This window comes from Janthinobacterium sp. TB1-E2, assembly GCF_036885605.1.
GTDB classification, from domain to species: Bacteria; Pseudomonadota; Gammaproteobacteria; order Burkholderiales; family Burkholderiaceae_D; genus Janthinobacterium; species Janthinobacterium aestuarii.
The window spans coordinates 332,700-356,147 of the sequence record NZ_CP142523.1 but is presented as its reverse complement, the minus strand read 5'-3'; the positions used below and the strand labels follow the sequence as shown (position 1 = coordinate 356,147).

Genomic DNA, 23,448 nt, shown 5'->3' with positions numbered 1-23,448 from the left:
CGCCTGATGAGAAATCATCAGGCGTTTTTTCTTGTGCCGGCGACGCTTACTCGATATGCGGCTTGGGCGCCACGCCGCCGCCGGCCGCCGTGGCCGTGCGCAGGGTGGGCGTGTTCATGCTTTCCAGATGATTACGCAGCCATTTATGGGCGGGGCTGCGGGCGTCGCGCTCGTGCCACAGCATGTCCAGGTGGACGGCCGGCAAGGTCAATGGCAAATCCTTGTACAGCAGGGACTCCGTCATGCCCGTCGAGGCGATCAAATGGCGCGGCAAGACCGTGATCAGGTCGGAATTGGCGACCACTCTGCCTGCCGTGAAGAACTGGTTGACCGTCAACAAAATGCGCCGTTCGCGGTGGATCTGCGACAGGGCTTCGTCGATCAAACCATGTGCGCGGCCGGAAAAGCTGACCAGTAAATGGTTGGCCGCGCAGTAGTTATCCAGAGTCAATTCCTTGTCGGCCAGCGGATGGCCGCGCCGCATCACGCACACATACTTGCCGGAATACAGGCGCTCGTGGCGGATGGGCGAACCCGTTTCGCTCGACAATTGCGCTGCCACGCCGGGAAAGAAGCCCACGGCCAGGTCGATGTCGCCGCGCAGCAGCATGGGGCGCGGTTCGCGCGTCGTCAGCGGCATCATGCGCACGTTGACGCCCGGTGCTTCCCGTTCGATCGAGCGCATCAGCGAGGGCAGCCAGAACGCGGCCGTCGCATCGGCCATCGCCATGCGGAAAGTGGCGTGGGTCTTCGACACGTCGAAGGTTTCCGGCGTGACGGCCGCTTCGAGGCTGGCCAGGGCCGAGCGCACGGATGGCCATAGTGCTTCGGCGCGGGGCGTGGGTTTTACGCCATACGCCGTGCGGATCAGCAATTCGTCACCGAGGCTCTCGCGCAGGCGTTTGATGGCGTTTGATACCGCCGGCTGCGTCATCGCCAGGTGGCCGGCTGCGCGCGTCAGGTTTTGTTCCGTCATGACGGCGTCGAAAACACGCAGCAAGTTCAGATCCAGCGTCAGAAAACTCATGGAAAGCCCAAGATAAAAGTTGAATTGATTACTTAAAATTGATTACTTAGGAGTGTAAACCGCGCCGGGCGCGAATATTTTCACTCGTTAAAAAATATTACAGTTTTCCATTCACGATTCATATAATTGGTATCAAGAAATGGAATTAGATTTATATGTTGCACTGCACTATAGTACTGGCAAATTCTATAATGCACTGGAACACTATGTCTACCTTCGCCTCCGCCCTGTACGCAGTATCCGCACCCGTGCTGGAGATTTCTCTGCTGAACGCCCTGCAACTCGTGCTGGTGATCGTCGCCGTGGGCGCGTTCGCCCTGCTGTTCAAGCCTTTGCTGGTGGGGATCGCCCGCGCCATGATGCTGGTGGTGCGTCCCAAGCTGAGCCGCGAAGAGCGTCTGGCGCGCCAGCAGATGCGCGAAGCGCAAGCCTTGAAGCGCACTTTGGGCAAGATGGATGGCGTGTCGCCAAGCAACGCCGCCGAATTGCGCGCCCTGTCGACACGCGCATAAGCTCGCTGTTGCAGATGACAAGCCGGCATGCGCCGGCTTTTTTTACGCCCGCGTTTTGCTTCAGGCCATATCGCCCAGCAAATGCGCGCGCAACAAGGTGTCGGCAGGATGGGCGCCGATCCAGATTTTCAGCAGCGCATTGTAAAAGGCCAGGTCCGGCACCATGTCGCCCACCTGCTTGCCGTTCAGTTTGCACAAGGTTCCCTCTTCCGGCAGCCAGTCCACGGTGAGAATGTCGCCCTTTTTCAGGCCCGGTACCATTTCGAACATGGCGCCGAACTGCATCGTCTGGCTCAGCAGGCGCGTGCGGTCGGCCTGGTCGGAACTGCGCTTCAAGCCCTGCATGAAGGCTTGCCCCAGCTCGTCGGAAGTGATGTCGCGCAGCATGACGATTTCCAGGCGGCGCGGTCCGGGCAGCGCCAAAATGTCGGCCAGCTGGGTTTTCTTTTCCGGCAGGTACAGCGCGATCGTATAGACCTTGAAGATGACCTTGTAGCGCACGCCGGCGCCGTTGAGTTTCAACTCGCGGCTGGCCAGCTGTACCGTGTCGTCCAGCTTGACGCCGCCCACCTCGACGGCAAGCGCCGTTTGTGCCAGGCAGGCGCACAGGCAGGCGGCAGTGAGGGAACAGCCGAAACGGGATGTGCGTATTTGCATCTTCTACCTCCGTGGAAACCATGGGCTGTGGATAAGTCAGCACACAGTGTAGAACAGTTGGCAGAAGCTGGCGCCACGCAGAAGTGGTCCAGAAGTGGCGCGGGGGAAATGCTTAAGGTTTGGCAGGCAGTTCCGCCTGCAGGCGTTCGTACTTGGCCATCAATTGTTCCGGGCTTTCGCGCCAGGCGGGATTGAAGGGGATGCAGCTGACGGGGCACACTTGCTGGCATTGCGGCTCGTCAAAGTGGCCCACGCATTCGGTGCACTTGTTGGGATCGATTTCGTAGATTTCCGCGCCCATGTAGATCGCGTCATTCGGGCACTCGGGCTCGCAAATGTCGCAATTGATGCATTCGTCGGTGATCAGTAATGCCATGATTTCACTCTTACTTATTGCGATGAGGCAGCATTGGCGGCAATCTTGTTTTGCAGCCAGCGGTTCACCGAGGGGAAGACAAACTTGGAGACGTCGCCGCCCAGTGCCGCGATTTCGCGCACGATGGTGCCCGAAATGAACTGGTACTGGTCGGACGGCGTCAGGAACATGGTTTCGACATCGGGCAACAGGTAGCGGTTCATGCCCGCCATCTGGAATTCGTATTCGAAGTCGGAAACGGCGCGCAAGCCGCGCACGATGACACGCGCCTCGTGCTTGCGCACGAAATCCTTGAGCAAGCCGGAAAAGCTTTCCACTTGCACATTCGGATAGTGGCCAAGCACTTCGTTGGCGATTTCCAGGCGTTCGTCGAGCGAGAAAAACGGTTGCTTGTTCTTGCTGTCGGCCACACCGACGATCAGCTTGTCAAACAGACCCGATGCGCGGCGCACCAAATCTTCATGACCACGCGTGAGCGGATCGAATGTTCCTGGATAAACGGCTACAACCATTGCGGCTCCCTGACGATGCACCAATATAGACGCGCATTATGCCTGAAATTGGTGCTGCGCCTCGGGCCAGGGAGCCTTTTTGCCTCATTTATAGGCAGATTCAGGCAGTTGCCGGCACTTTGTTGTAAGTTAGCAAATGATAATAAACGGTGCCCGCCTTGTCGGCGCGGATGACTTCCCACGGCGCCATCCATTCCGGCTTTTCCAGTGCGCTCGCTTCATCGAAGACCAGCGGCAAGCCCGATTCGGCATACACCATGCCGCCTTCCTTGAGCAGATTGGCGCACAGCGGCAGCACTTTTGCGAGGAAATCCTGCTGGTAAGGCGGATCGAGGAAGATCAGGTCGAAGCGCTGGCCGCGCGCTGCCAGGCCCTGCGCCGTCAGCAGGGCGTCGCCGCGCAGCAGCTGGACATTATCAGCGCGCAATTTCGTCTTGTTCTCTTCCAGCTGGCGGATCACGGGCGTGTGCGTGTCGACCATGGTGACGGACGCGGCGCCGCGGCTGGCCGCTTCGAAGCCCAGCGCGCCGCTGCCGGCGAACAGGTCCAGCACCTGGGCGTTGGCCCAGTCGCCGTCGCGCAAATGATTGATCCAGTTAAATACGGTTTCGCGCACGCGGTCCGGTGTCGGGCGCAAACCGAGTGCCTGCAAAACAGGCAGCACGGAGCGTTTCCACTGGCCGCCGATGATGCGCACCTGGTTCGGTGGCGGCGCGTGGTGGACGGGGACTTTGGCGGGTTTTTTAATCTTCTTTTGCATGGGGATTTCTTCAATTCGATGGCGGCCACTATAGCATATGGCCCCCTCCCCCCTGCTGGCGCTGCCCCGCTATTTGGGTTGCGTGGCCAGGGAATTGAAATCGTCGATCCAGCCCTGCATGCGCTTGACGGCGTGGGTCTTTTGCGCCGGCGTGGCGATCTTGATCACCGTCATGACCATCTGCGCCGTGCTGCTTTCGTAGGCATCGAAGAAGGCCTTGCGCTCCGAATGTTCCAGGCGCTCGAAACTGTCCTTGATCAGGGTCGTGACCAAGCCCACGGTGGCGTCCTTGCCGAGTTTTTCCTGGTGGACCTTCTTGACCAGGTTCAACACATTCTGCTGGCGCCGCATGCGTTCGTCGAGCCAGATCTCATTGTTCAGCGGACGCGCGTCGGACGCCTTGCGGATGATGGCTTCCTGCTCGCTGCTGAAGCTGCCGAACCACAGTTCGAATTGCTCCATGGCTTTCTTGTAGCGCAGTTGCTGGCGCTTCTCCTGGTCGCCGCTCAGATATTTCTTGCGGTAATCATCATTGTTCGACTTGAACTTCTTTTCCATCTGCGCGATCTGCTCGGGCTTGAGCGAACGGGCCAGGTCGGCCAGTTCGGGCGCCGCTTTCAGCAGCAGCGCCTGGGTGCGCTGCTTGATCTCGCTGTAATCGGCCATCAGGTCCGCCTGCGTGATATTGCCTTGCAGCTGCTTCTGGCCCGTGCGCAGGATTTCCACGTAATCCTTCAATTGCGTCTTGCGGTGCCAGTCGAACAGCTTGTCGATATCCTCGCGCACCCAGCCTTTCTGGTCGCGGTCCAGGTCGACATACGCGTTCAGCCACCAGTACAGCACGGTATCGCCATTGTTGTAGGCCAGGCGCAAGCCGCTGCAGCCTGCGACGATAATGAAAAGCATGGCCAGCACGGCGTAACGAAAGCGGCTGGAGAATGGGGCCTGCGTGTTAAACTTTTTCATATTCTTAACTTATAAAAGACGGTCTATGAACGTTGTCATTCTCGCTGCCGGTATGGGCAAACGCATGCAGTCGGCACTGCCCAAGGTATTGCACTCGTTGGCGGGCAAGCCATTGTTGTCGCACGTCATCGACACGGCGCGCGGCCTGGCGCCGTCCCGATTATGCGTGATTTACGGGCATGGGGGCGCAGCGGTGCTGAAGTTGCTCGACGGCTACAAGGTGAACCATGCCGTGCAGATCGATGCCGCTGAGCAGGCGCAGCAGCTGGGCACAGGCCATGCCGTGCAGCAAGCGCTGCCTTTGCTGGACGACAGCGTGCCGACCCTGATCCTGTACGGCGACGTGCCGCTGACCAGCGCCGCTTCCCTGCAGCAGCTGGTGCAGGCGGCTGGTAACGATAAGCTGGCCATTTTGACCGTGGAACAGGACGATCCTTTCGGCCTGGGCCGCATCGTGCGCGAGCACGGCGCCATCGTGCGCATCGTCGAGGAAAAAGATGCCACGCCAGCAGAGCGCGCCATCAAGGAAATCAACAGCGGCATCATGGTCGCGCCCACCGTGGCCCTGAAGCAATGGTTGTCGGCCTTGTCGAATGACAATGCGCAAGGGGAATACTATCTGACCGATATCGTTGCCCAGGCAGTCGCTGACGGCGTGGCCGTCACCTCGGCGCATCCTGCCGCCGTGTGGGAAGTGGCGGGCGTCAACAGCAAGGTGCAGCTGGCCCAGCTGGAACGCATCCACCAGAACAATATCGCGCAAGCGCTGCTCGAGCGTGGTGTGACCCTGTTTGACCCGGCCCGCATCGACGTGCGCGGCGAACTCATTTGCGGCCGCGATGTCACCATCGACGTCGGCTGCGTATTTGAAGGCAGAGTCGAACTGGGCGACGGCGTGCGCGTGGGCGCCAACAACGTCTTCATCAACGCCACGGTGGCGCCCGGCGCGCACATCAAGCCCTTCTGCCATATCGAGGACGCCATCGTCGGCGCCGCTTCCATCATCGGCCCGTACGCGCGCCTGCGCCCGGGCACGGTCCTGGCGGAAGACGTGCACATCGGTAACTTCGTCGAGGTGAAAAACAGCCAGATCGCCGCGCACAGCAAGGCGAATCACCTGGCCTACATCGGCGACGCCACCATCGGCTCGAAGGTCAACATCGGCGCCGGCACGATTACCTGCAACTACGATGGCGTGAACAAGTTCCGCACGGTGATTGAAGACGACGCCTTCATTGGCAGCGACAGCCAGTTGATCGCGCCCGTCACCGTCGGCAAGGGCGCCACCCTGGGCGCCGGCACGACCTTGTCGAAAGATGCACCGGCCGGCAAGCTGACCGTTTCGCGCGCGCGGCAAGTGACCATCGACGGCTGGACGCGTCCTGTGAAAATCAAGAAGTAAGCGCACCGCCCTCGGTACGCATGACGCCGTCAGCCTGTCCGGGCTGGCGGCGTTTTTTTATACCTGTGGATAGTCCTGTGGAGAGTTGGCTGGCAACCCGGGATAAGTCCGACCATTTTTCCCATCCCGCATTTTCTCTGTATTGCTGTGTGTGGATAAACATGTGAACAAGCATGCGGACAAGTGATGGATAAGCCCGGTATAAACTGCGTATAAACGGTACAAAACCTGTGGAAAAGACGGGATAAGTTTTCTGGTCCAGCTTGCCGCTCCAGCGTACAAGCCAGTCCGGGCAGACTGAAAAAGCATCGCCGGTTTTTTGATTGCCTGAACTGTGGATAAGCTTGTGTGCAATCTACGGATAAGTGATGAATAACTTATAAGTCATTGTATTATAAGGATATTTAAGAATTATTCGTAAGTATGGGCTGTGGGTAAAGCTGTGCAAAAGCCTGTGCTTAAGGCATGGACAAGCGATGGATAAGCCGGGATAAGTTTTTACACGGCAGTAGCTACACATTTATTGAGGGGCCTCCTGCGAGGCCGGATGTGGCAGCCGTGAAAATCCGTGATTTTTATGCTGTGGATAAACTTGTGTATAAGCATGCGGAAAAGTGAGGATAAGCAGGGATAACTGTTCTGTCCGCTTGCTTCATACCGCGATGCGCGTCTCGAACTTGCTGCGGAACGTGGAAAAATAGCTTTTCACGTTGCGCACATTCGCGTGTGCGGCAAACAGGCGGTGCGCCAGCGCGTGGTAGGCGGGCATGTCGGCCACTTGCACCATCAGCACGAAGTCGGGCCCGGGCGAGACGCGGTAGCATTGCAGCACGGCCGCTTCCTGCGCCACCAGCTGCTCGAATTCCGCCATGCGCTCCGCCGCCTGTACGTCGAGCGTGATTTCCACGATGGCAGTCAAGCGCGCGCCCACCAGCTGCGGCGCGACGATGGCCACTTGCCGCTCGATGACGCCGCTTTCCCTTAAATGCTTGACCCGCCGCAAACAGGTGGGCGCCGAGACGTGCACCGAGCGCGCCAGTTCACTGTTGGTTTGCGATGCATCAATTTGCAAGGCGTTCAGGATGCGACGATCGATTTCGTCGAGGGTAATGTTGTCTTCGCTCATGGTATTGAAGAATTGGAGAATATATTGAGTTTAAATGAAATAATATTTCACCAAAAAATAGAGGTGAAATATTTAGTCAAATATACACTTATTTAGAAAGCATATTTCATGCACTCTGCATTAGCATGCGTGCATTGATTAAATTTTAGACAGAGGTTTCCATGTGCGGCATCGTCGGCGCAGTAGCGCAACGTAATATCACTCCCATCCTGGTCGAAGGCTTGAAGCGCCTGGAATACCGCGGCTACGATTCTTGCGGCATCGCCCTGCATGCGGATGGCCGCTTGCAGCGCTCGCGCTCCACCTCGCGCGTAGCCGAGCTGGAAAAGCAGATCGGTGAAGAAGGCTTGAGCGGTTTCACGGGCATCGCCCACACGCGCTGGGCCACGCATGGCGCCCCTGTCTCCTTCAATGCCCACCCGCACTTTTCCCCAACGGAAGAGAACGCCCGCGTGGCGCTGGTGCATAACGGCATCATCGAAAACCACGACGAGCTGCGCGCCGAACTGACGGCCCTCGGTTACGTCTTCCAGAGCCAGACGGACACGGAAGTGATTGCCCACCTGGTCGAGCACATGTACAACGGCGACCTGTTCGAGACCGTGCAGCAAGCCGTGAAACGCCTCGATGGCGCGTATGCGATTGCCGTGTTCTGCCGCGACGAACCGCACCGCGTGGTCGCCGCGCGCCAGGGTTCGCCTCTGATCGTCGGCCTGGGCAATGGTGAAAACTTTGTCGCGTCCGACGCCATGGCGCTGGCCGGCACGACGGACCAGATCATCTACCTGGAAGAAGGCGATGTGGTCGACCTGCAACTGTCGCGCTGCTGGATCGTCGATGTCGATGGCAAGCCCGTCGAGCGCGAAGTGAAAACCGTGCATGCGCACACGGGTGCGGCCGAGCTGGGCCCGTACCGCCACTACATGCAGAAGGAAATCTTCGAGCAGCCGCGCGCCATCGGCGACACCTTGGAAGGCGTGACGGGCATCATGCCGGAACTGTTCGGCGACGACGCCTATAAAATCTTCAAGCAGATCGACCGCGTGCTGATCCTCGCCTGCGGCACCAGCTCGTACGCGGGCATGACGGCGAAATACTGGATCGAGTCGATCGCCAAGGTACCCGTCAGCGTGGAAGTGGCCAGCGAATACCGCTACCGCGACAGCGTGCCGAATCCGAATACACTGGTCGTCACCATTTCGCAAAGCGGCGAAACGGCCGACACCCTGGCCGCCCTGAAACACGCGCGCAGCCTGGGCATGCTGCACACCTTGACCATCTGCAACGTGGCCACCAGCGCCATGGTGCGCGAATGCGCGCTGGCCTACATCACGCGCGCCGGCGTGGAAGTGGGCGTGGCCTCCACCAAGGCCTTCACCACGCAGCTGGCAGGCCTGTTCCTGCTGACGCTGTGCCTGGCGCAAGTCAATGGTCACCTGTCCGAAGAACAGGAAGCGGCGCACCTGAAAGCCATGCGCCACTTGCCCGTCGCGATTGCTTCCGTGCTGGCGCTGGAACCGCAAATCATCGCCTGGTCCGAAGAATTCGCCCGCAAGGAAAACGCCCTCTTCCTCGGTCGGGGCATGCACTACCCGATCGCCCTGGAAGGCGCGCTGAAACTGAAGGAAATCTCGTACATTCACGCCGAAGCGTACCCGGCAGGTGAACTGAAACATGGCCCGCTGGCCCTGGTGACGAATGAAATGCCGGTCGTCACCATCGCGCCAAACGACGCCCTGATCGAAAAGCTGAAATCGAACATGCAGGAAGTGCGCGCCCGCGGCGGCCAACTGTACGTCTTCGCCGACGTCGATTCGCGCATCAGCTCCGGCGAAGGCCTGCACGTCATCCGCCTGCCCGAGCACTACGGCGATCTGTCGCCGATCCTGCACGTGGTCGCGCTGCAATTGCTGGCCTACCACACGGCGCTGGCGCGCGGTACGGACGTGGACAAGCCACGCAATCTGGCCAAGTCGGTGACGGTGGAGTAAGCAGGGCGGGTGCGGCTCCGGTGATCGTATAAATAATGTCCGTATAGTTTGAATAAACTCTGTATTGGTGTTCTTTAAACCACGCACAGAACATTTGAAGGGAGAATGTACAGGACGATCAGCTCATATCGGCTATATACATTGACGAAATCGGCTAGCCGCAAAGTAATCGTGAAGTTGTCCCGGATGTCCAGTTTTTGCCGACACTAGACATCCGTTCAAAGTCCACAGTATCCCACTTTCAGCTGTTCAATTTAGATGTTTTACGGCAACCTTTTTAATGATAGCAGCGAGCGTTGATTACGACCCCTTCCACCAACCGCGTAGCGTGTTCGCGATTATGCTCATGAGGCCAGACTTACCTTGACTCCGCGTGGACGGTTTGGTGCCCTCGGATTGATTTCTCATGGTCTGGTTCGTCCGGTCGATGTACCGTTGGCTGTCACGCTTGTCTCTTGCCTTCACAGCTTCAATCTTCTGCTTCGACATCATGCCGGCGGTGATGACGCGATTCTCCCGGATCCAATAATGCGACTGGCAGACGAACTTCCAGTTGCCGATCGAAGGATAAAGCGACACGGCGCCGTTGGGCGACTTGCTCAACTGCCACTTCGCTGGGTTCAACGGCGTCATCACCTTCTCCCCGCACCCACAACAGCATTTGTGGCCCGCAGTCTCATATTCCTCGCTGATGTACAGCAAACCATCCTCCATTACTGATGGGAAGCTGACCACGAATTTAGGGCGTATAGACTGTGTTTTCACTCTGGTTTCCGCTTGTTCACCAATAACTCACACCATGAGACCTTGTACTTGATCGTTTCTGCCTCAGCTTCGTCAGTATAAAAGCCGAGAAATTGCTTGTAGCGAACGATCGCCAGCATGGCATTCACCGCATTCAATTCAACCAGCTGGATGTTACCGTATTCCGCTTTTTCTGTGTCGTCGGCGGTAGGCAGCGCCGATACTAAGTCAGCAGTTTGCGGCGTCACCAGCGTTACGCGTGCACGGGCGTGCAGTTGAACCTTCGCGGGGACTTTATCGACTCCGATCCCGACATCGATAAACGGAATACCACGCTCTACTAAGTAACTCGCGATCAGCTCTCTTGATGGCCCATGATCAACAGCGATAAAGACGAAACTGCAGTCACCGAGTTCCGTGATGTTTTGCTCATCAACTCGTACGGCGCGACCGACTATACCCTTCCGCATCTGACCATAGTGCTTGGCAAAGTGTTCGGCTTTCGTAATGCCACTAAATGCTTCACTAGGTTTCAAGGCGCCCGGCATCCGGTAGCAGTTATGTGCTTCGACCGCGTCGCCATCATAGATGTAGATCTCTTCAATTGGCGTTTTTGCCAGTGCATCCAGGATGTAACTTCCCGTGCCCCCCATGCCGATGATTGCGACTTTCCGCTGCCGTAATTTATCCTCGTAAGCATCCAGGCCGGAACGGGCAATTGCCGTGTTCGGATAGTAGAACACAGAGGGGCGAGCATTTACCTGCAAGCGTCCTCGAAAATCGGCACGGACCGATGGGTCGACGTCGCGGGCATGACGAGACAGCTTGTTCACGTAATGAAGCATCTTGACGTGAAAGCTCTGGAGCAAGCGAGCGAGATCTTCCGCCTTAGCAGGCTTGTTTGAGAGTCTGCAGAGCGCTTTCCGATCAGCAGCCGATGTTTCGATAGTATCGGCTACAAGGGCGTCTTGTAATGATGCGCCTTGTGCCGTATGTGGGATTGACCCCGTAAACCACACGGTGTGATCACCATTCAGCTGGCTGACGCCATTGACCACCGAATACGGCGAAATGATGTCGCCGTATGCGATCTTTCCTGCAGCAGGACAGTATGGAACATTCTCAACTATGAGATATCGGTCATCGACAATGACAACCGAATACCCGTCGTCGATCAGTGCCTGTACGTCGGCGTTAGGAGCGGTTAGATTTGCCAGCATCGAAGCGCATCCCGTTTTCAAGTTGAACAAAACCGCCAGGATTCAGCGAGCCCTTTTCATGACCGTGGGTCCAATCCACGTCATACAACTTTAAATCGACCGATGCGGTATCGACGCCATCGAGCTGCAGGATTTGCTCGAAAGTGACCGTGGGGCCAGGCACCTTGTGGTGAACGGTGTTGACAATAATTTCATACTCTTTGGGGTGAGGCATGATGAAACCTTTCAGGTTAGCTGTGGGAGGCATGCAAATTTTCTGGCCCTACTGTCTTGGCTGCACAGAAGAGATTGATAGATATTAGTAACCTAAGGGGTTAATGTCAAGAAATTATTAACCCTTTGGGTGTGCGGTAAAATATTAACCCTTCGCGTCGTTGATACCTTGTTTTTTCTCTCAAAACGCTGTATTGTCGCGCGACTATGGAAATCCTTTTTACAACTTCCGACATGGAAGCTGTTGTAATGTCTGAGAGCGCTCTCGCTAAGATTTTTGGAGCAAGTGTTCGTGTAGCGTGCCGACGTTTATGCGAACTTGCAGCGATGGAGACCCTTGCCGTTGCCGCATCTCTGCCCATGCATGAGCTAACTCCACAAGCGGAAAAGTCCCGCTATACCGTTAGCGTCTCTCCTACACACAAAATTCATTTTGAAGCTATCCTGAATTCGGGTACTGCAACCTCTACCCAAGGGCTCAATTTGAGCTCTGTAACTGCAATCCGCATCCTCTCCCTGGGCAAACTATGACTACTAAACTCGCGCATCGTCCGTTCACGCCGAATTATGCAGTTCCTCCAGGAGATAGCTTGGTGGAGTTGCTTGACGCAGTCGGTCTTTCACAGGCAGATCTTGCTGAAAGAACGGGACGCCCCAAAAAGACAATTAACGAAATCGCTAAAGGAAAGGCTGCAATTACTCCTGAGACCGCGCTTCAACTAGAACGAGTTCTTGGCTTCCCTTCATCCTATTGGAACACTTTGGAGCAGAATTACCGAGCTGCATTGGCTCGAATAGAGGAAAGACAGCGGTTAAGCCAACATATAGGTTGGTTATCCAATTTTCCGATTACGGAAATGGTTAAGCGAAGCTGGATTAACGCTCGAACCGATAAAGTTGAGCTTGTTGAAGAGCTGCTAAAGTTTTTCGGAGTGGCATCGCCAGAAGCTTGGAACGAAGTATGGATGAGGGGGAAGGAGGCGACTGCATTCCGCAAATCTTCTACTCATGATTCGACGGAATTGAGTCTAACGGCAACTTGGTTGAGAAAAGGTGAGCTCAACGGACGGGAAGTGAAATGCGAGCCATTCGACGCAACTCGTTTTAAAGCAGCGCTAATTAAAGTTCGTGACCTCACAAGTCATGACGATATTAATTCGTCCCTCAAAACGATGACTGCGGCTTGCGCAGCGGCCGGTGTTGCCGTCGTTCTTGTTCCAGAATTCCCTAAATTAGGAATATGCGGAGCAACTCGTTGGCTTTCCTCTGACAAAGCGCTTATCCAATTGAGCCTTCACTACAAGAGGGCTGATCAGTTGTGGTTTTCTTTTTTCCATGAGGCTGGACACATTCTTTTACATGGGAAGAGAGATATTTTTATTGAACAAAAAAAAGCATCTGAGAATTTGCAAGAAATAGAGGCGAACAATTTTTCTAGTGACTTTTTGATACCTCCAGAGCAATATCATAAGTTCCTTGCTCAACGAGATTTCAGCCTTTCTACTATTTCAAACTTTGCAAAGTCTTTAAACATTGCTCCGGGTATTGTTGTTGGCCGTCTTCAACATGACAAACATATCGGATATCAAGTTGGGACTATATTCTTTGTTCGTATCGACTGGGCAAAGTAAATTTGATACAGAGCATTGAAGTATTGTCTGAGTACGGATTTTTTGACGAAATTCGGTCTATTTTAGTGGTGATTCAGTGAGTGCATTGTTCAGAATCTCATTCTACTATTGACTGAATGTACTGTTTATCGGCTTTAAAGAATATCCTACTTTTTTTGTCGTTAGCCTTGCGCCGAATTGCTGACTAGTCTGTTTTGATAAGAATATTCAGTTGTATTGGGCATAGATACAGACTATATTTTTCAATACTCCGAAGCGAATTGGGGAGCCGCTGCGATAGGGATATTTGCGTTTATTTTTTATGCTACATCAACGGGCCTCAGTTATACAGACCTTCTTTGTACGATCACGCCGGTGGCGCGGTGCTGTCGGAGAGGTAGTCGTCGCATATGTCGGCCCACTAGCGCGCTTCCCAGATTTTTCCGTTTCCGGGCGCTAGTATCGGGATGGGCGTATCGTCGGCCTGCAGCTTTGATGCCATCACGGGCGTCGAATGGCATCGACCCCTAGCTTGGTATTTAAGATGTGATGCTCAACGGCCTGGGTCGGTACGAGCACGGTACTGCTCTATCCACTTGACGGACTGTGCGATGCCGCCAAAGGGAAAGAAATGCAGGCTGACCTTGCCATGCGCTGCTGTCAGCCCGGCGGCCAGGCACTCGACAAACAGATCGGGGCCTGCTGTGCCGAACAGCTTGCCGATTGAGACCCCGTACTTTGACCACATCGATGCGCAGGCGCCCACGCCGCATACTGCGGCATAGCGCGCCAGCACCGCGATGCTCGCGGGGCCCGGCACGCCCACGCGCACGGGATGGTTGATGCCGTGCGCGCGCAGCGCTTCCAGCCACGTCAACACGATGTCGGCATCAAAGGCGAATTGCGTGACGATCAAGGGCGCCATGCCACGCATCTCGATGCTGTGGCACTTGCGTTCAAGCACCTCCCACTGTTCGGCCTTGCTCATCACCGGATGGCCTTCCGGGTGGCCACCCACGCCGATCACTTTCATGCCCGCGCGCTCAAAAATACCTGTGTCGATCAGCGCAGCACTGTCGGCAAACGGCCCCACCGGGATCGATGGATCGCCAGCGATGACGAAGCAGCGCTCGACGCCCGCTTCAGCGGCCGCGCGCTGGACGAATAATTCAAACCCGGCGAGCGAAGCGATACGGCGCGCGGACAAGTGCGGCATGGGCTCGAAGCCGAGTCTGCGCACGGCCCGCGCCGCGGCCAGGCGCGCGTCGTCGTTCTCGCGTGGCAGGTAGGGAATGGCAATGGTGGACCCGGTCAATATCCGCGGCGCCGCCGCGCTCAAAGCAGCAATGTCTTTCGTACTGACTTCCAGGGAATAGGCGTGCGTGATGTTGCCGGCGGGCCTGGGATTATCGCGATGCATCAACGGTTTTACCTTAGCTTCCTTGCGCCATGGCGATGAAGGCCTTGACGTAGTCGATGGCGGTGTCCGTCTCGCGTGCCCCCAGGAAGATCTGCTTGGCGATGCCGCGCTGGCCCAGCCGCACAGGCACGACGTCCATCTTGGCCGCGTATTCCTCGACCAGCCAGCGCGGCAGGGCGGCCACGCCGCGGCCGCTGGCTACCATCTGCAGCATGATGTCCGTGGTTTCGATGGCTTTGTGGCGCTTGGGCGTGACACCGGCCGGCAACAGGAACTGGTTGTAGATGTCCAGGCGTTCGATGTCCACGGGGTAACTGATCAGCACTTCCTGCGTCAGTTGCTGGGGCTTCACATAAGCAGCCGACGCCAGGGCATGGCCCTTGGCCACGACCAGCACCTGCTCGTAGTCGAACACGGGCTCGAATGTCAGTCCCGGCTTGTACAGCGGGTCGGGCGTGACCAGCAGGTCGATCTCGTAGCCGAAGAGCGCGCCGATCCCGCCGAACTGGAACTTCTGCTTGACGTCCACATCCACGTCGGGCCATGCGGCCAGATAGGGCGACACTACCTTGAGCAGCCACTGGTAGCAAGGGTGGCATTCCATGCCGATGCGCAGCGCGCCGCGCTCGCCCTGCGCGAACTGGCCCAGGCGCTCTTCGGCCAGGTCCAGTTGCGGCAGCACCCGGTTCGCCACCGCCAGCAAATACTGGCCGGCCTGCGTCAGGCGCAGGTTGCGCCCTTCGCGCAGCCAGACGTCGGTGCCCAGTTGCTGCTCCAGCTTCTTCATGCTGTGGCTCAAGGCCGACTGGGTCAGGTTCAGCACGCCTGCGGCGGCCGTCAAGGACCCTTGCTTTTCGACTTGCTGGACGATGCTGAGGTGGATGCGTTCAAGCATTGAAATGAGCCATATTCATGGATGTATGAAATAAGACCATTATACTTCATCGATTCCCCCCGTTATCATCCGTCCTCTTGCTGTTGGCATTCTTAGCCCTCGCGCATCACTCCCTATGAAAGCAAACATGACACGTCCACTTCGCTTAGTCGCCGTTTCCGGCGGGCTGCAACGCCCTTCCAAGGCTGCCGCCCTGGCCGAGCACCTGATGGACCTGATCGCCGAGGAAGTGCTGTGCGAACAACGCCTGGTCGAACTGGGGCAGCTCGCGCCGCAGCTGGCCGGCGCAACCTGGCGCTCCCACCTGCCCGAGACGGTGGAGCGGGAATTGGCGGCGGTCGAGCAAGCGGACATCCTGGTGGTGGCGACACCGGTCTATCGTGGCGCGTACACGGGCCTGTTCAAGCACTTCTTCGACTTCATTGACCAGGATGCCTTGATCGACAAGCCCGTCTTGCTGGCAGCCACCGGCGGCAGCGAGCGCCATGCCCTGATGATCGACCACCAGTTGCGGCCGCTGTTCAGCTTTTTCCAGGCACGCACATTGCCGCTGGGCGTCTACGCGACCGACAAGGACTTTACCGACTACCGCCTGCAGGACGAGGCTCTGCTCCAGCGCGCCACCTTGGCGGTGCAACGGGCATTGCCCTTGATCGGCTTGACGCGCCATGCGAGATCCGCCACTGCTGAAGAGCTGGTCGCGGCCTGATACGCATCACCACGGTCAATCAACATATTCATCTTTTCGCAGAAACCAGGACAGATCACCATGAGCAAAGATTTTGTATTCAGCATCAAGAGCATTGTTTTCGATGAAAACTATCACCCATCGGACAGCACGCGATTGACGACCAACTTTGCCAATCTGGCCCGGGGAGAGCGTCGCCAGGAGAACTTGCGCAATACCTTGAAAATGATCGACAGCCGCTTCAACAACCTGGCGCACTGGGACAATCCGACCGCAGACCGTTACTCGGTCGAGCTTGAAATCATTTCCGTCGCGTTGAATATCGATGCCGAAGGCGACAATATTCCATTGATCGAGATATTGAAGCCGAACATCATCGATAAAAAAACCAATGAGCGCATCGATGGCATCGCCGGGAATAACTTCTCCTCCTACGTGCGCGATTACGACTTCAGCGTGCTGCTGCCAGAGCACAACAATAATAAATCCACGTTTGGCACGCCGGACAATTTCGGCGATTTCCATGGCAAGCTGTTCAAGCACTTTGTCAGGTCAGACACCTATAAAGCGCACTTCAGCAAGCCACCCGTGATCTGCATCAGCGCCTCGAGCAGCAAGACCTATCAGCGCACTGAAAACCAGCACCCTATCCTCGGCGTCGAGTACCAACAAAATGAGTTCTCTTCGACGGATGAATATTTCGAAAAGATGGGGATGCAGGTGCGCTATTTCATGCCGCCCAACAGCTCCGCGCCGCTGGCTTTCTACTTTATCGGCGATCTGCTTGGCGACTACAGCAATCTTGAACTGATCGGCACCATCAGCACGATGGAAACGTTCCAAAAGATCTACCGGCCCGAAATTTACAACGCCAATTCCGCGGCGGGGAAGTTGTATCAGCCCAGCCTGAAGAACCAGGATTACTCATTGACGCAAATTGTCTATGACCGGGAAGAGCGCAGCCAGCTGGCGGTCAAGCAGGGCAAATATACGGAAGAGCACTTCATCAAGCCCTACAAGAATATTCTTGAACAATGGTCTGCGAACTACGCGCTCTGATTAAAAAAATAAACGAAAGCATTCAACATGAAAAAATTATTGCCTACTTCCACTGCCGGCAGCTTGCCCAAACCTTCCTGGCTGGCGCAGCCTGAAAAACTGTGGTCGCCGTGGAAATTACAGGACGAGGAATTGATCGAGGGCAAACAGGATGCTCTGCGTTTGTCGCTGCAGGAACAGCAGCACGCAGGCATCGATATCGTCAGTGACGGCGAACAGACCCGTCAGCATTTCGTCACCACGTTTATCGAGCATCTGAGTGGCGTGGATTTTGACAAACGCGAGACTGTCAGGATCCGTGACCGCTACGATGCGAGCGTGCCGACCGTCGTGGGCGCGGTGAGCCGCCCGAAGCCGGTGTTTGTGGAAGACGCCAAGTTCTTACGCCAGCAAACCAAGCAGCCGATCAAATGGGCCCTGCCAGGTCCGATGACGATGATCGATACGCTGTATGACAGCCACTACAAGAGCCGTGAAAAACTGGCCTGGGAATTCGCCAAGATCCTCAATCAGGAAGCGAGGGAATTGGAGGCTGCCGGCGTCGACATCATCCAGTTTGACGAACCTGCATTCAATGTCTTCTTTGATGAGGTCAATGACTGGGGGATTGCCACCCTGGAAAGGGCGATCGAAGGACTCAAATGCGAAACGGCCGTCCACATCTGCTACGGCTACGGCATCAAGGCCAATACGGACTGGAAAAATACGCTGGGCTCCGAGTGGCGCCAATATGAAGAGTCTTTCCCGAAGCTGCAGCAATCGAATATCGACATCATCTCGCTCGAATGCCACAACTCGCGTGTGCCCATCGACCTGATTGAACTCATCCGTGGCAAGAAGGTGATGGTCGGCGCCATCGACGTGGCCAGCAATACGATTGAAACACCGGAGGAAGTGGCCAACACCCTGCGCAAAGCGCTGCGCTTTGTCGATGCCGACAAACTCTACCCGAGCACCAACTGCGGCATGGCGCCCCTGGCTCGCCAGGTCGCAAGAGGCAAGTTGAATGCGCTCAGCGCAGGCGCGGCAATCATCCGGGGAGAGCTTTCCTAGCCGGCTGGTGAAGTTACGCCCGTGCTTAAGCCGGGCGCAAGCGCTCCCCCATCCGTGCCCGCAAGGCTGCGTTCAGCAGCGGCGCCACCTGCGCAAAAGCTTTATCGATGCGTACCAGCAGGGCATCGACATCATCTTCCGCCTGTTGGCGTGTGGCGAAGCCGAAACGGGTTACGTCGAGCAGCATGGCGTCGCGCGTGATGTCGCGGCGGCCGGCGGATTGTGGTCTTTAATTGGAAGAATATGAACGCCGCAGTTAATTTTTAAAGTGAACATAAAATTGAATTTAATACGATTAAATTCAATCTTATGTTCATGTGATCCGTCGTCGCGCTATTCTAGAATTCCTCCCACTGGGCCGGTGTGCAGGCGCGTTGCGGTGCCGCTGCCACGGCCACGCGCATTGCCGTACCGGCCGCTGGCCGCGCGGCAGGTGTTGGCAAGGTCGCCGCTGGCACGCCGCCCAGTTTAAATGCGCTCACCACCTGCGCCAGGGTCGCCGCCTGCTCCTGCATGGCCGCCGCCGCTGCTGCCGATTCTTCCACCAGGGCCGCGTTTTGCTGGGTGACGTTGTCCATCTCGCTGATGGCCTGGTTGATTTGCTCGATGCCGGCCGTCTGTTCCGCGCTGGCCGAGGTGATTTCTTCCATGATGTCGGTAACGCGGCGCACGCTGTCGACCATGTCGGTCATGGTGTTGCCGGCTTGATGCACGAGCTCGCTACCGGCCGCCACGCTCCGGGTCGAGTCGTCGATCAGGGTCTTGATTTCCTTGGCCGCGGCAGCCGAGCGGTGCGCCAGGCTGCGCACTTCCGTGGCCACGACGGCGAAGCCGCGGCCCTGCTCGCCTGCGCGCGCCGCTTCCACGGCCGCGTTCAAGGCCAGAATGTTGGTCTGGAAGGCGATGCCATCGATGACGCCGATGATGTCCGCGATCTTGTTCGACGAGGCGTCGATTTGCCGCATGGTCGCCACCACTTGCGCGATGACGGCGCCGCCGCGCTGCGCCACGCCGGAGGCCGTGTCGGCCAGCACATGCGCCTGGCGCGCATTGTCGGCATTCTGCTTGACGGTCGAGGTCAGCTCTTCCATGGAGGAGGCCGTCTCTTCCAGTGAGCTGGCTTGCTGCTCCGTGCGCGCAGACAGGTCCAGGCTGCCCGCCGCCACTTCGGACGAGGCCGAGGCGATCGTTTCCGTGCCGGCGCGCACGGTGCCCACCGTTTGCGCCAGGTTGTCGTTCATGCGCTTGAGCGCCTGCAACAGTTGCCCCATTTCATCGCGCGACTGCACTGTGATGTGGCTGCGCAAATCGCCTGCGGCCACCGTGTTGGCCACCTGCAGCGCCGTGGCGACGGGGCCGGTGATCGAGCGTGTGATGCCATACGCCAAGGCCGCTGCGATGGCCAAGGCCGCCAGCGACATGCCGACCAGCAAGGTGCGCGTGTTGGCATACGTGGCATTGGCATTGTCGCCCGCCGTGTTGGCCAGGGTGTTTTGCAAGCTGATCTGTTCAGCAATCAATTGCTTATAGACGAGCAAGACGGGGCGCAGCTGGCCGTACAGGTAGGCGCTGCTATCGTCCGGCGTGCCGCTCCTGATCAGTTCAAGCAAGGCTTCTTGCCCCTGCGCGTAGCGCGTGTTGGCGTCGTTCATCTTGGCCAGCAGCGCGCGTTCGCGGTCGGAATCGAGCATGTTCGCAAGCTTGCCGAGATTGCCGGCCGCCGCCTGGCGCGCGGCCAGGATGGCGTCCGTTTGCTTGCGCTGGTCGGCCGGATCGGCGCTGAGCATCATGTTGCGCAGGGCAATGGCAATGTCGTTGATGTTGGCCGAGACGCTGTTGGCGAGCTCGATCTTCGGCATGCTGTCATGCACGATATGGCCGGTGCCCTGGTTGATCTTGCCCAGCATGGCAATGCCCAGGCAGGAGATGATGATCAGCATGGCGCCGATGGCGCCAAAGCCTGTGGCGAGGCGGGTGCCGATGGTCAGGTTGGATAAAAACTTCATGGCGGTCTCAATACGGAGGGAATGGTCAAAAGGTCGGCGGCTGCGGATTGGGGGCCGCGCCGCCAAGCGGAGGACGATCCTAGACCTTTTTATGTGATATTTCCATAGGGCAATATGCCTAGTTGCCCCCTTGGATGCACGCCGGTTCCGCCTGTTCTGCGGCTTGCGCGTGTTTTCAGCTATATTGGCAGGCACCCGCCGGGCGGCAGGCCATGACCGGCGTCGCCGCCGATTCGGCAATTTTTCCCATTTTCAGCCTTAGGTCCGCATGACTTCTTTCCGTCTCCGTTTCTTCCCCTTCCTGCTGGCGTTGTTGCTGGCCTGCTCGCTGGCCCCGCCGCCCGCCTGGTCGCAGCCCGTCGACGACGCCGCCACGGCCGACCAGCGTCTCGATGGCTTGCGCAAGCAGATCACCGGTATCCAGAAGGCGCTCGATGGCGAGGTGGAGCTCGATGACGCGACCCTGTCGCAGATGCGCGCCGACGCGCTGGCGGCCAGCGCCGAGGCGGACAAGGTGGCCGATGCGCTCGCGCCTACGCTCTCCAGCGTGCAGGCGCGGCTGGCCGAGCTGGGCAAGCCGGCGGCGGGCACGAAAGACGCCCCCGACGTGGCGGCGCAGCGCAGCCAGCTGGACCGCACCAGCAGCGCGCTCGATGCGCAAGTAAAACTGGCGCGCCTGCTGGCCGTGGAAGCGACGCAGGCGTCGGAACAAGTGTCGACGGTGCGCCGCGCGCAGTTGCAGGCGCGCCTGGGCGAGCGCACGGCGTCGATTCTGGCCGGCTCGTTCTGGAAGCAGCTGCATGCGGAATTGCCGCAGAATCTGCAACGGCTGCGGGCGCTGGAGCTGGAATTGGCGAACGCGGCAAGCGCCACGCCGTGGTCGGCCTGGGGCGGCTTGCTGGCCGCCATCGTGGCCGTGATCGGTGCCAGCGTCTGGATTTCGCGCTATTTGCTGGTGGTCACGTCCACGCGCGTGCCGCATGGCCGCTTGCGCCGCTCGCTGCATGCACTGGCCGTGCTGGTGCTGGCGCTGGCCACGCCGGGCCTGGTGGCGGAATTGCTGGCCATGGGCTTGCGCTGGGAGGGCGGCCTGTCCGAAAAAACCTCGACTTTCCTCAGCAGCTTGATCGGCATCATCTGTTTTGCCGGTTTTACGGCAGGGCTGGGCCACGCGCTGCTGTCGCCGCGCCGCGTGTCGTGGCGTCTGCTGCCCCTGCCCGATGCGCTGGCGCACCGCATGCGCAATTTTCCATCGATGTTTTCCTTCATCGTCGTGCTCGTGTGGGCGACGGAACGGGTCACCATCGTCATCAATGCGGGCCTGTCGACGGCCGTGGCCGTCAATTGCATCGTCGCCCTCGTGATGAGCACGACCATCGCCTACGGCCTGATGCGGGCCGAGCGCTGCTGGCGCCAGTTGCGCGAGGCCGATCCCGCCACCCTCGTCACGCCGCTGTGGCTGCGCTGCGTCACGGTGCTGCTGTGGCTGGCGCTGGCGTCGAGCGTCATCAGCTTGCTGGTCGGCTATGTGGCGTTCGGCAGCTTTGTCGCCAAGCAAATCGCCTGGGTCATCGTCGTGGTGTGCAGCACGTATCTGCTGACGGTGCTGGTCGACGATATCTGCATGCTGCTGGCCTCCACCCCGCCGCCGCCGGACGCGGCCCATCCCGTGCTGGCCACGCCCAAGGCGCGCGACCAGGCGGCCGTGCTGCTGTCGGGCATCGGCCGCGCCATCGTCGTGCTGCTGGCCCTGATGTTGCTCTTGGCGCCATTTGGCGAAGGTCCGGGCGAGCTGTTCCAGCGCGTCGGCAAGCTGCAGGATGGCCTGGCCATCGGCGAAGTGGCGATCCGCCCGGCTGCCATGATCCAGGCGCTGCTGGTGCTGGTCGTCGGCTTTATCGCGCTGGGCCTGTTCAAGCGCTGGCTGCAAAATAGTTATTTGCCGACCACCAATCTCGATACAGGAATGCAAGTGTCGTTCATCACCCTGTTCGGCTACATCGGCGGCGTGCTGGCCGTGGCGCTGGCCCTGTCGGCGGCCGGCATCGGCCTCGAGCGCATCGCGTGGGTGGCGTCGGCCTTGTCGGTCGGTATCGGTTTTGGCTTGCAGGCGGTGGTGCAGAACTTTGTTTCCGGCTTGATCCTGCTGGCCGAGCGTCCCGTCAAAGTGGGCGACTGGGTGTCGCTCGGTGGCGTGGAAGGCGATATTCGCCGCATCAATGTGCGCGCCACGGAAATTCAGCTGGGCGACCGCTCGACGGTGATCGTGCCGAACTCGGAATTCATTACCAAGACGGTGCGCAACGTGACCCTGGCCAATCCGCTGGGCCTGGTGCAGGTGAAGCTGCCGCTGCCGCTGGGCACGGATGCGCAGGTGGCGCGCGCGCTGATCCTGTCCGTCTTTGTCGACAATCCCGACGTGCTCGACACACCGGCGCCGAATGTGCAGCTGGACGGCATCGACAATGGCCTGTTGTTGTTCAACGCCACCGGCTTTGCCTCGTCGCCGCGCCTGACGTCGGGCATCCGCAGCGCGCTGCTGTTCGAACTGCTTAAGCGCCTGGACGAGGCGCACATCGCGATCGCCAAACCCAGCACGATGGTGCTGAGTACGGTGCCGGCGCAGCCCGAGGCGCCGGCCATGTCAGCCGTTGCACCGGCGCCCGCACCGGTACCGCCGCTGACGAGCTAGTCGGCACAAGTCAGCGCACGGTCGACCACAGCAGGGCCGCCAGGTACAGGCCGACGCCGAACGCCGTGTGCGCCATCAAGCTGCGCAGGCGGGCGGCGTTTGGGTGCGGCGTCTTGCTGGCGGCCAGGCCGGCGCCCATGCCCGGCTGCAAGATGCAAAATGGCGCGGCCACGCTCACGAGACCCGCCAGCAGCGCCGGCGCAAACGTCGGCTGGCTGACCCACTCCTGTCCCACCAGCACCAGCAGCACGGCCGCAAACAGCACGCCGATCATGTAATGGGCCGTCCAGCCCAGGATGGCTTCATCGCGCACGGGCGCCGCCTGGGCAATATTGGTGTGCGTCACGGTGCCGCGCGGCAAATGGCCGAGCCAGCGCCCCACCATCGCAAAGTTCAGCGAGGGGATGCACCAGAAGCGTTTCAAGGCCACTGCCCACACATCCATCACCGCCGTCGCGCCCACGCCGATCGCCAGCGCATCGAGCCAAAGTATTTGCATTGCCGCCCCTAACATTCAAT

Annotated in this window: 23 protein-coding genes; 8 read left to right on the top strand and 15 right to left on the bottom strand. The window is 58.5% G+C overall.

Annotated elements, in window-relative coordinates:
• Positions 1 to 46 precede the first annotated feature (46 nt).
• Entirely contained in the window at positions 47 to 1,027 is a 981-nt protein-coding gene (locus tag OPV09_RS01540; RefSeq protein WP_034752642.1) for a LysR family transcriptional regulator, read from the bottom strand.
• Positions 1,028 to 1,233: 206 nt separating this feature from the next.
• On the opposite strand from OPV09_RS01540, the gene OPV09_RS01535 reads away from it, so the two are divergent.
• Positions 1,234 to 1,539 (top strand): hypothetical protein, encoded by a 306-nt coding sequence (locus tag OPV09_RS01535; protein WP_034752641.1) that lies wholly within the window; start codon positions 1,234 to 1,236, stop codon positions 1,537 to 1,539.
• A gap of 60 nt (positions 1,540 to 1,599) precedes the next feature.
• Here the strand turns inward: OPV09_RS01535 and OPV09_RS01530 are convergent, their stop codons facing one another.
• The 5 genes from OPV09_RS01530 to OPV09_RS01510 all read right to left on the bottom strand — a co-directional run bounded on the left by OPV09_RS01530 (position 1,600) and on the right by OPV09_RS01510 (position 4,810).
• Complete coding sequence (locus tag OPV09_RS01530; protein WP_070303218.1) at positions 1,600 to 2,196, bottom strand: chalcone isomerase family protein; 597 nt, start codon at positions 2,194 to 2,196, stop codon at positions 1,600 to 1,602.
• Between the two features lie 112 nt (positions 2,197 to 2,308).
• Complete coding sequence (locus tag OPV09_RS01525; protein ID WP_070303217.1) at positions 2,309 to 2,572, bottom strand: YfhL family 4Fe-4S dicluster ferredoxin; 264 nt, start codon at positions 2,570 to 2,572, stop codon at positions 2,309 to 2,311.
• 14 nt (positions 2,573 to 2,586) lie between these two features.
• Positions 2,587 to 3,084 carry a pantetheine-phosphate adenylyltransferase gene (gene coaD, locus OPV09_RS01520; protein WP_034752633.1) on the bottom strand — a complete coding sequence of 166 codons (498 nt, stop codon included), beginning with the start codon at positions 3,082 to 3,084 and terminating at the stop codon, positions 2,587 to 2,589.
• A gap of 100 nt (positions 3,085 to 3,184) precedes the next feature.
• Complete coding sequence (rsmD, locus tag OPV09_RS01515; RefSeq protein WP_139248451.1) at positions 3,185 to 3,844, bottom strand: 16S rRNA (guanine(966)-N(2))-methyltransferase RsmD; 660 nt, start codon at positions 3,842 to 3,844, stop codon at positions 3,185 to 3,187.
• Between the two features lie 69 nt (positions 3,845 to 3,913).
• Positions 3,914 to 4,810 carry a DUF6279 family lipoprotein gene (locus OPV09_RS01510; RefSeq protein ID WP_072456027.1) on the bottom strand — a complete coding sequence of 299 codons (897 nt, stop codon included), beginning with the start codon at positions 4,808 to 4,810 and terminating at the stop codon, positions 3,914 to 3,916.
• Positions 4,811 to 4,835: 25 nt separating this feature from the next.
• Between OPV09_RS01510 and glmU the strand changes: the two genes are divergently transcribed.
• On the top strand, positions 4,836 to 6,212 hold the full coding sequence (glmU, locus tag OPV09_RS01505) for a bifunctional UDP-N-acetylglucosamine diphosphorylase/glucosamine-1-phosphate N-acetyltransferase GlmU (protein WP_072456029.1): 1,377 nt from the start codon (positions 4,836 to 4,838) through the stop codon (positions 6,210 to 6,212).
• A 652-nt stretch (positions 6,213 to 6,864) separates the two neighbouring features.
• Here the strand turns inward: glmU and OPV09_RS01500 are convergent.
• On the bottom strand, positions 6,865 to 7,338 hold the full coding sequence (locus tag OPV09_RS01500; protein ID WP_338680277.1) for an Lrp/AsnC family transcriptional regulator: 474 nt from the start codon (positions 7,336 to 7,338) through the stop codon (positions 6,865 to 6,867).
• A 161-nt stretch (positions 7,339 to 7,499) separates the two neighbouring features.
• Between OPV09_RS01500 and glmS the strand changes: the two genes are divergently transcribed.
• Positions 7,500 to 9,329, top strand: coding sequence for a glutamine--fructose-6-phosphate transaminase (isomerizing) (gene glmS / locus OPV09_RS01495; RefSeq protein WP_034752623.1), 1,830 nt, complete (start codon positions 7,500 to 7,502; stop codon positions 9,327 to 9,329).
• 300 nt (positions 9,330 to 9,629) lie between these two features.
• On the opposite strand, the gene OPV09_RS01490 is transcribed toward glmS, so the two are convergent.
• The 3 genes from OPV09_RS01490 to OPV09_RS01480 are packed head-to-tail and all read right to left on the bottom strand — an operon-like array spanning position 9,630 to position 11,540.
• Positions 9,630 to 10,043 (bottom strand): DUF6527 family protein, encoded by a 414-nt coding sequence (locus OPV09_RS01490; RefSeq protein ID WP_338682222.1) that lies wholly within the window; start codon positions 10,041 to 10,043, stop codon positions 9,630 to 9,632.
• A 47-nt stretch (positions 10,044 to 10,090) separates the two neighbouring features.
• Positions 10,091 to 11,293, bottom strand: a complete 1,203-nt coding sequence (locus tag OPV09_RS01485; RefSeq protein ID WP_338680275.1) for a ThiF family adenylyltransferase — start codon at positions 11,291 to 11,293, stop codon at positions 10,091 to 10,093.
• The gene (locus tag OPV09_RS01480; protein ID WP_338680274.1) at positions 11,268 to 11,540 is read right to left on the bottom strand and encodes a multiubiquitin domain-containing protein; all 273 of its coding nucleotides are present in this window, start codon (positions 11,538 to 11,540) and stop codon (positions 11,268 to 11,270) included. The genes OPV09_RS01485 and OPV09_RS01480 overlap by 26 nt, the downstream gene beginning before the upstream one ends.
• A 493-nt stretch (positions 11,541 to 12,033) precedes the next feature.
• Between OPV09_RS01480 and OPV09_RS01475 the strand changes: the two genes are divergently transcribed.
• Positions 12,034 to 13,137, top strand: a complete 1,104-nt coding sequence (locus tag OPV09_RS01475) for a helix-turn-helix domain-containing protein (RefSeq protein WP_338680272.1) — start codon at positions 12,034 to 12,036, stop codon at positions 13,135 to 13,137.
• Between the two features lie 532 nt (positions 13,138 to 13,669).
• On the opposite strand, the gene OPV09_RS01470 is transcribed toward OPV09_RS01475, so the two are convergent.
• Both OPV09_RS01470 and OPV09_RS01465 read right to left on the bottom strand, forming a co-directional pair.
• Positions 13,670 to 14,536 carry a methylenetetrahydrofolate reductase gene (locus OPV09_RS01470; RefSeq protein ID WP_338680271.1) on the bottom strand — a complete coding sequence of 289 codons (867 nt, stop codon included), beginning with the start codon at positions 14,534 to 14,536 and terminating at the stop codon, positions 13,670 to 13,672.
• Between the two features lie 13 nt (positions 14,537 to 14,549).
• The gene (locus OPV09_RS01465) at positions 14,550 to 15,431 is read right to left on the bottom strand and encodes a LysR family transcriptional regulator (RefSeq protein ID WP_034752618.1); all 882 of its coding nucleotides are present in this window, start codon (positions 15,429 to 15,431) and stop codon (positions 14,550 to 14,552) included.
• 127 nt (positions 15,432 to 15,558) lie between these two features.
• Between OPV09_RS01465 and msuE the strand changes: the two genes are divergently transcribed.
• Genes msuE through OPV09_RS01450 form a run of 3 tightly spaced genes read left to right on the top strand, consistent with a single transcriptional unit; the run spans position 15,559 to position 18,231 of the window.
• Positions 15,559 to 16,140: an FMN reductase gene (gene msuE / locus OPV09_RS01460; protein ID WP_072456033.1), complete on the top strand. Its 582-nt coding sequence runs from the start codon at positions 15,559 to 15,561 to the stop codon at positions 16,138 to 16,140.
• A gap of 60 nt (positions 16,141 to 16,200) precedes the next feature.
• Entirely contained in the window at positions 16,201 to 17,178 is a 978-nt protein-coding gene (locus tag OPV09_RS01455; RefSeq protein ID WP_338680268.1) for a DUF1852 domain-containing protein, read from the top strand.
• Positions 17,179 to 17,205: 27 nt separating this feature from the next.
• Positions 17,206 to 18,231: a methionine synthase gene (locus OPV09_RS01450; protein ID WP_338680266.1), complete on the top strand. Its 1,026-nt coding sequence runs from the start codon at positions 17,206 to 17,208 to the stop codon at positions 18,229 to 18,231.
• Positions 18,232 to 18,256: 25 nt separating this feature from the next.
• Here the strand turns inward: OPV09_RS01450 and OPV09_RS01445 are convergent, their stop codons facing one another.
• Positions 18,257 to 18,418 (bottom strand): hypothetical protein, encoded by a 162-nt coding sequence (locus tag OPV09_RS01445; RefSeq protein ID WP_338680265.1) that lies wholly within the window; start codon positions 18,416 to 18,418, stop codon positions 18,257 to 18,259.
• 151 nt (positions 18,419 to 18,569) lie between these two features.
• Positions 18,570 to 20,237 (bottom strand): methyl-accepting chemotaxis protein, encoded by a 1,668-nt coding sequence (locus tag OPV09_RS01440; RefSeq protein WP_338680264.1) that lies wholly within the window; start codon positions 20,235 to 20,237, stop codon positions 18,570 to 18,572.
• Between the two features lie 268 nt (positions 20,238 to 20,505).
• On the opposite strand from OPV09_RS01440, the gene OPV09_RS01435 reads away from it, so the two are divergent.
• A complete protein-coding gene (locus OPV09_RS01435) occupies positions 20,506 to 22,929 on the top strand; it encodes a DUF3772 domain-containing protein (RefSeq protein WP_338680263.1) in 2,424 nt (807 codons plus the stop codon).
• 10 nt (positions 22,930 to 22,939) lie between these two features.
• Here the strand turns inward: OPV09_RS01435 and OPV09_RS01430 are convergent, their stop codons facing one another.
• A complete protein-coding gene (locus OPV09_RS01430) occupies positions 22,940 to 23,428 on the bottom strand; it encodes a DUF2938 domain-containing protein (RefSeq protein WP_200873025.1) in 489 nt (162 codons plus the stop codon).
• Between the last annotated feature and the right edge of the window lie 20 nt (positions 23,429 to 23,448).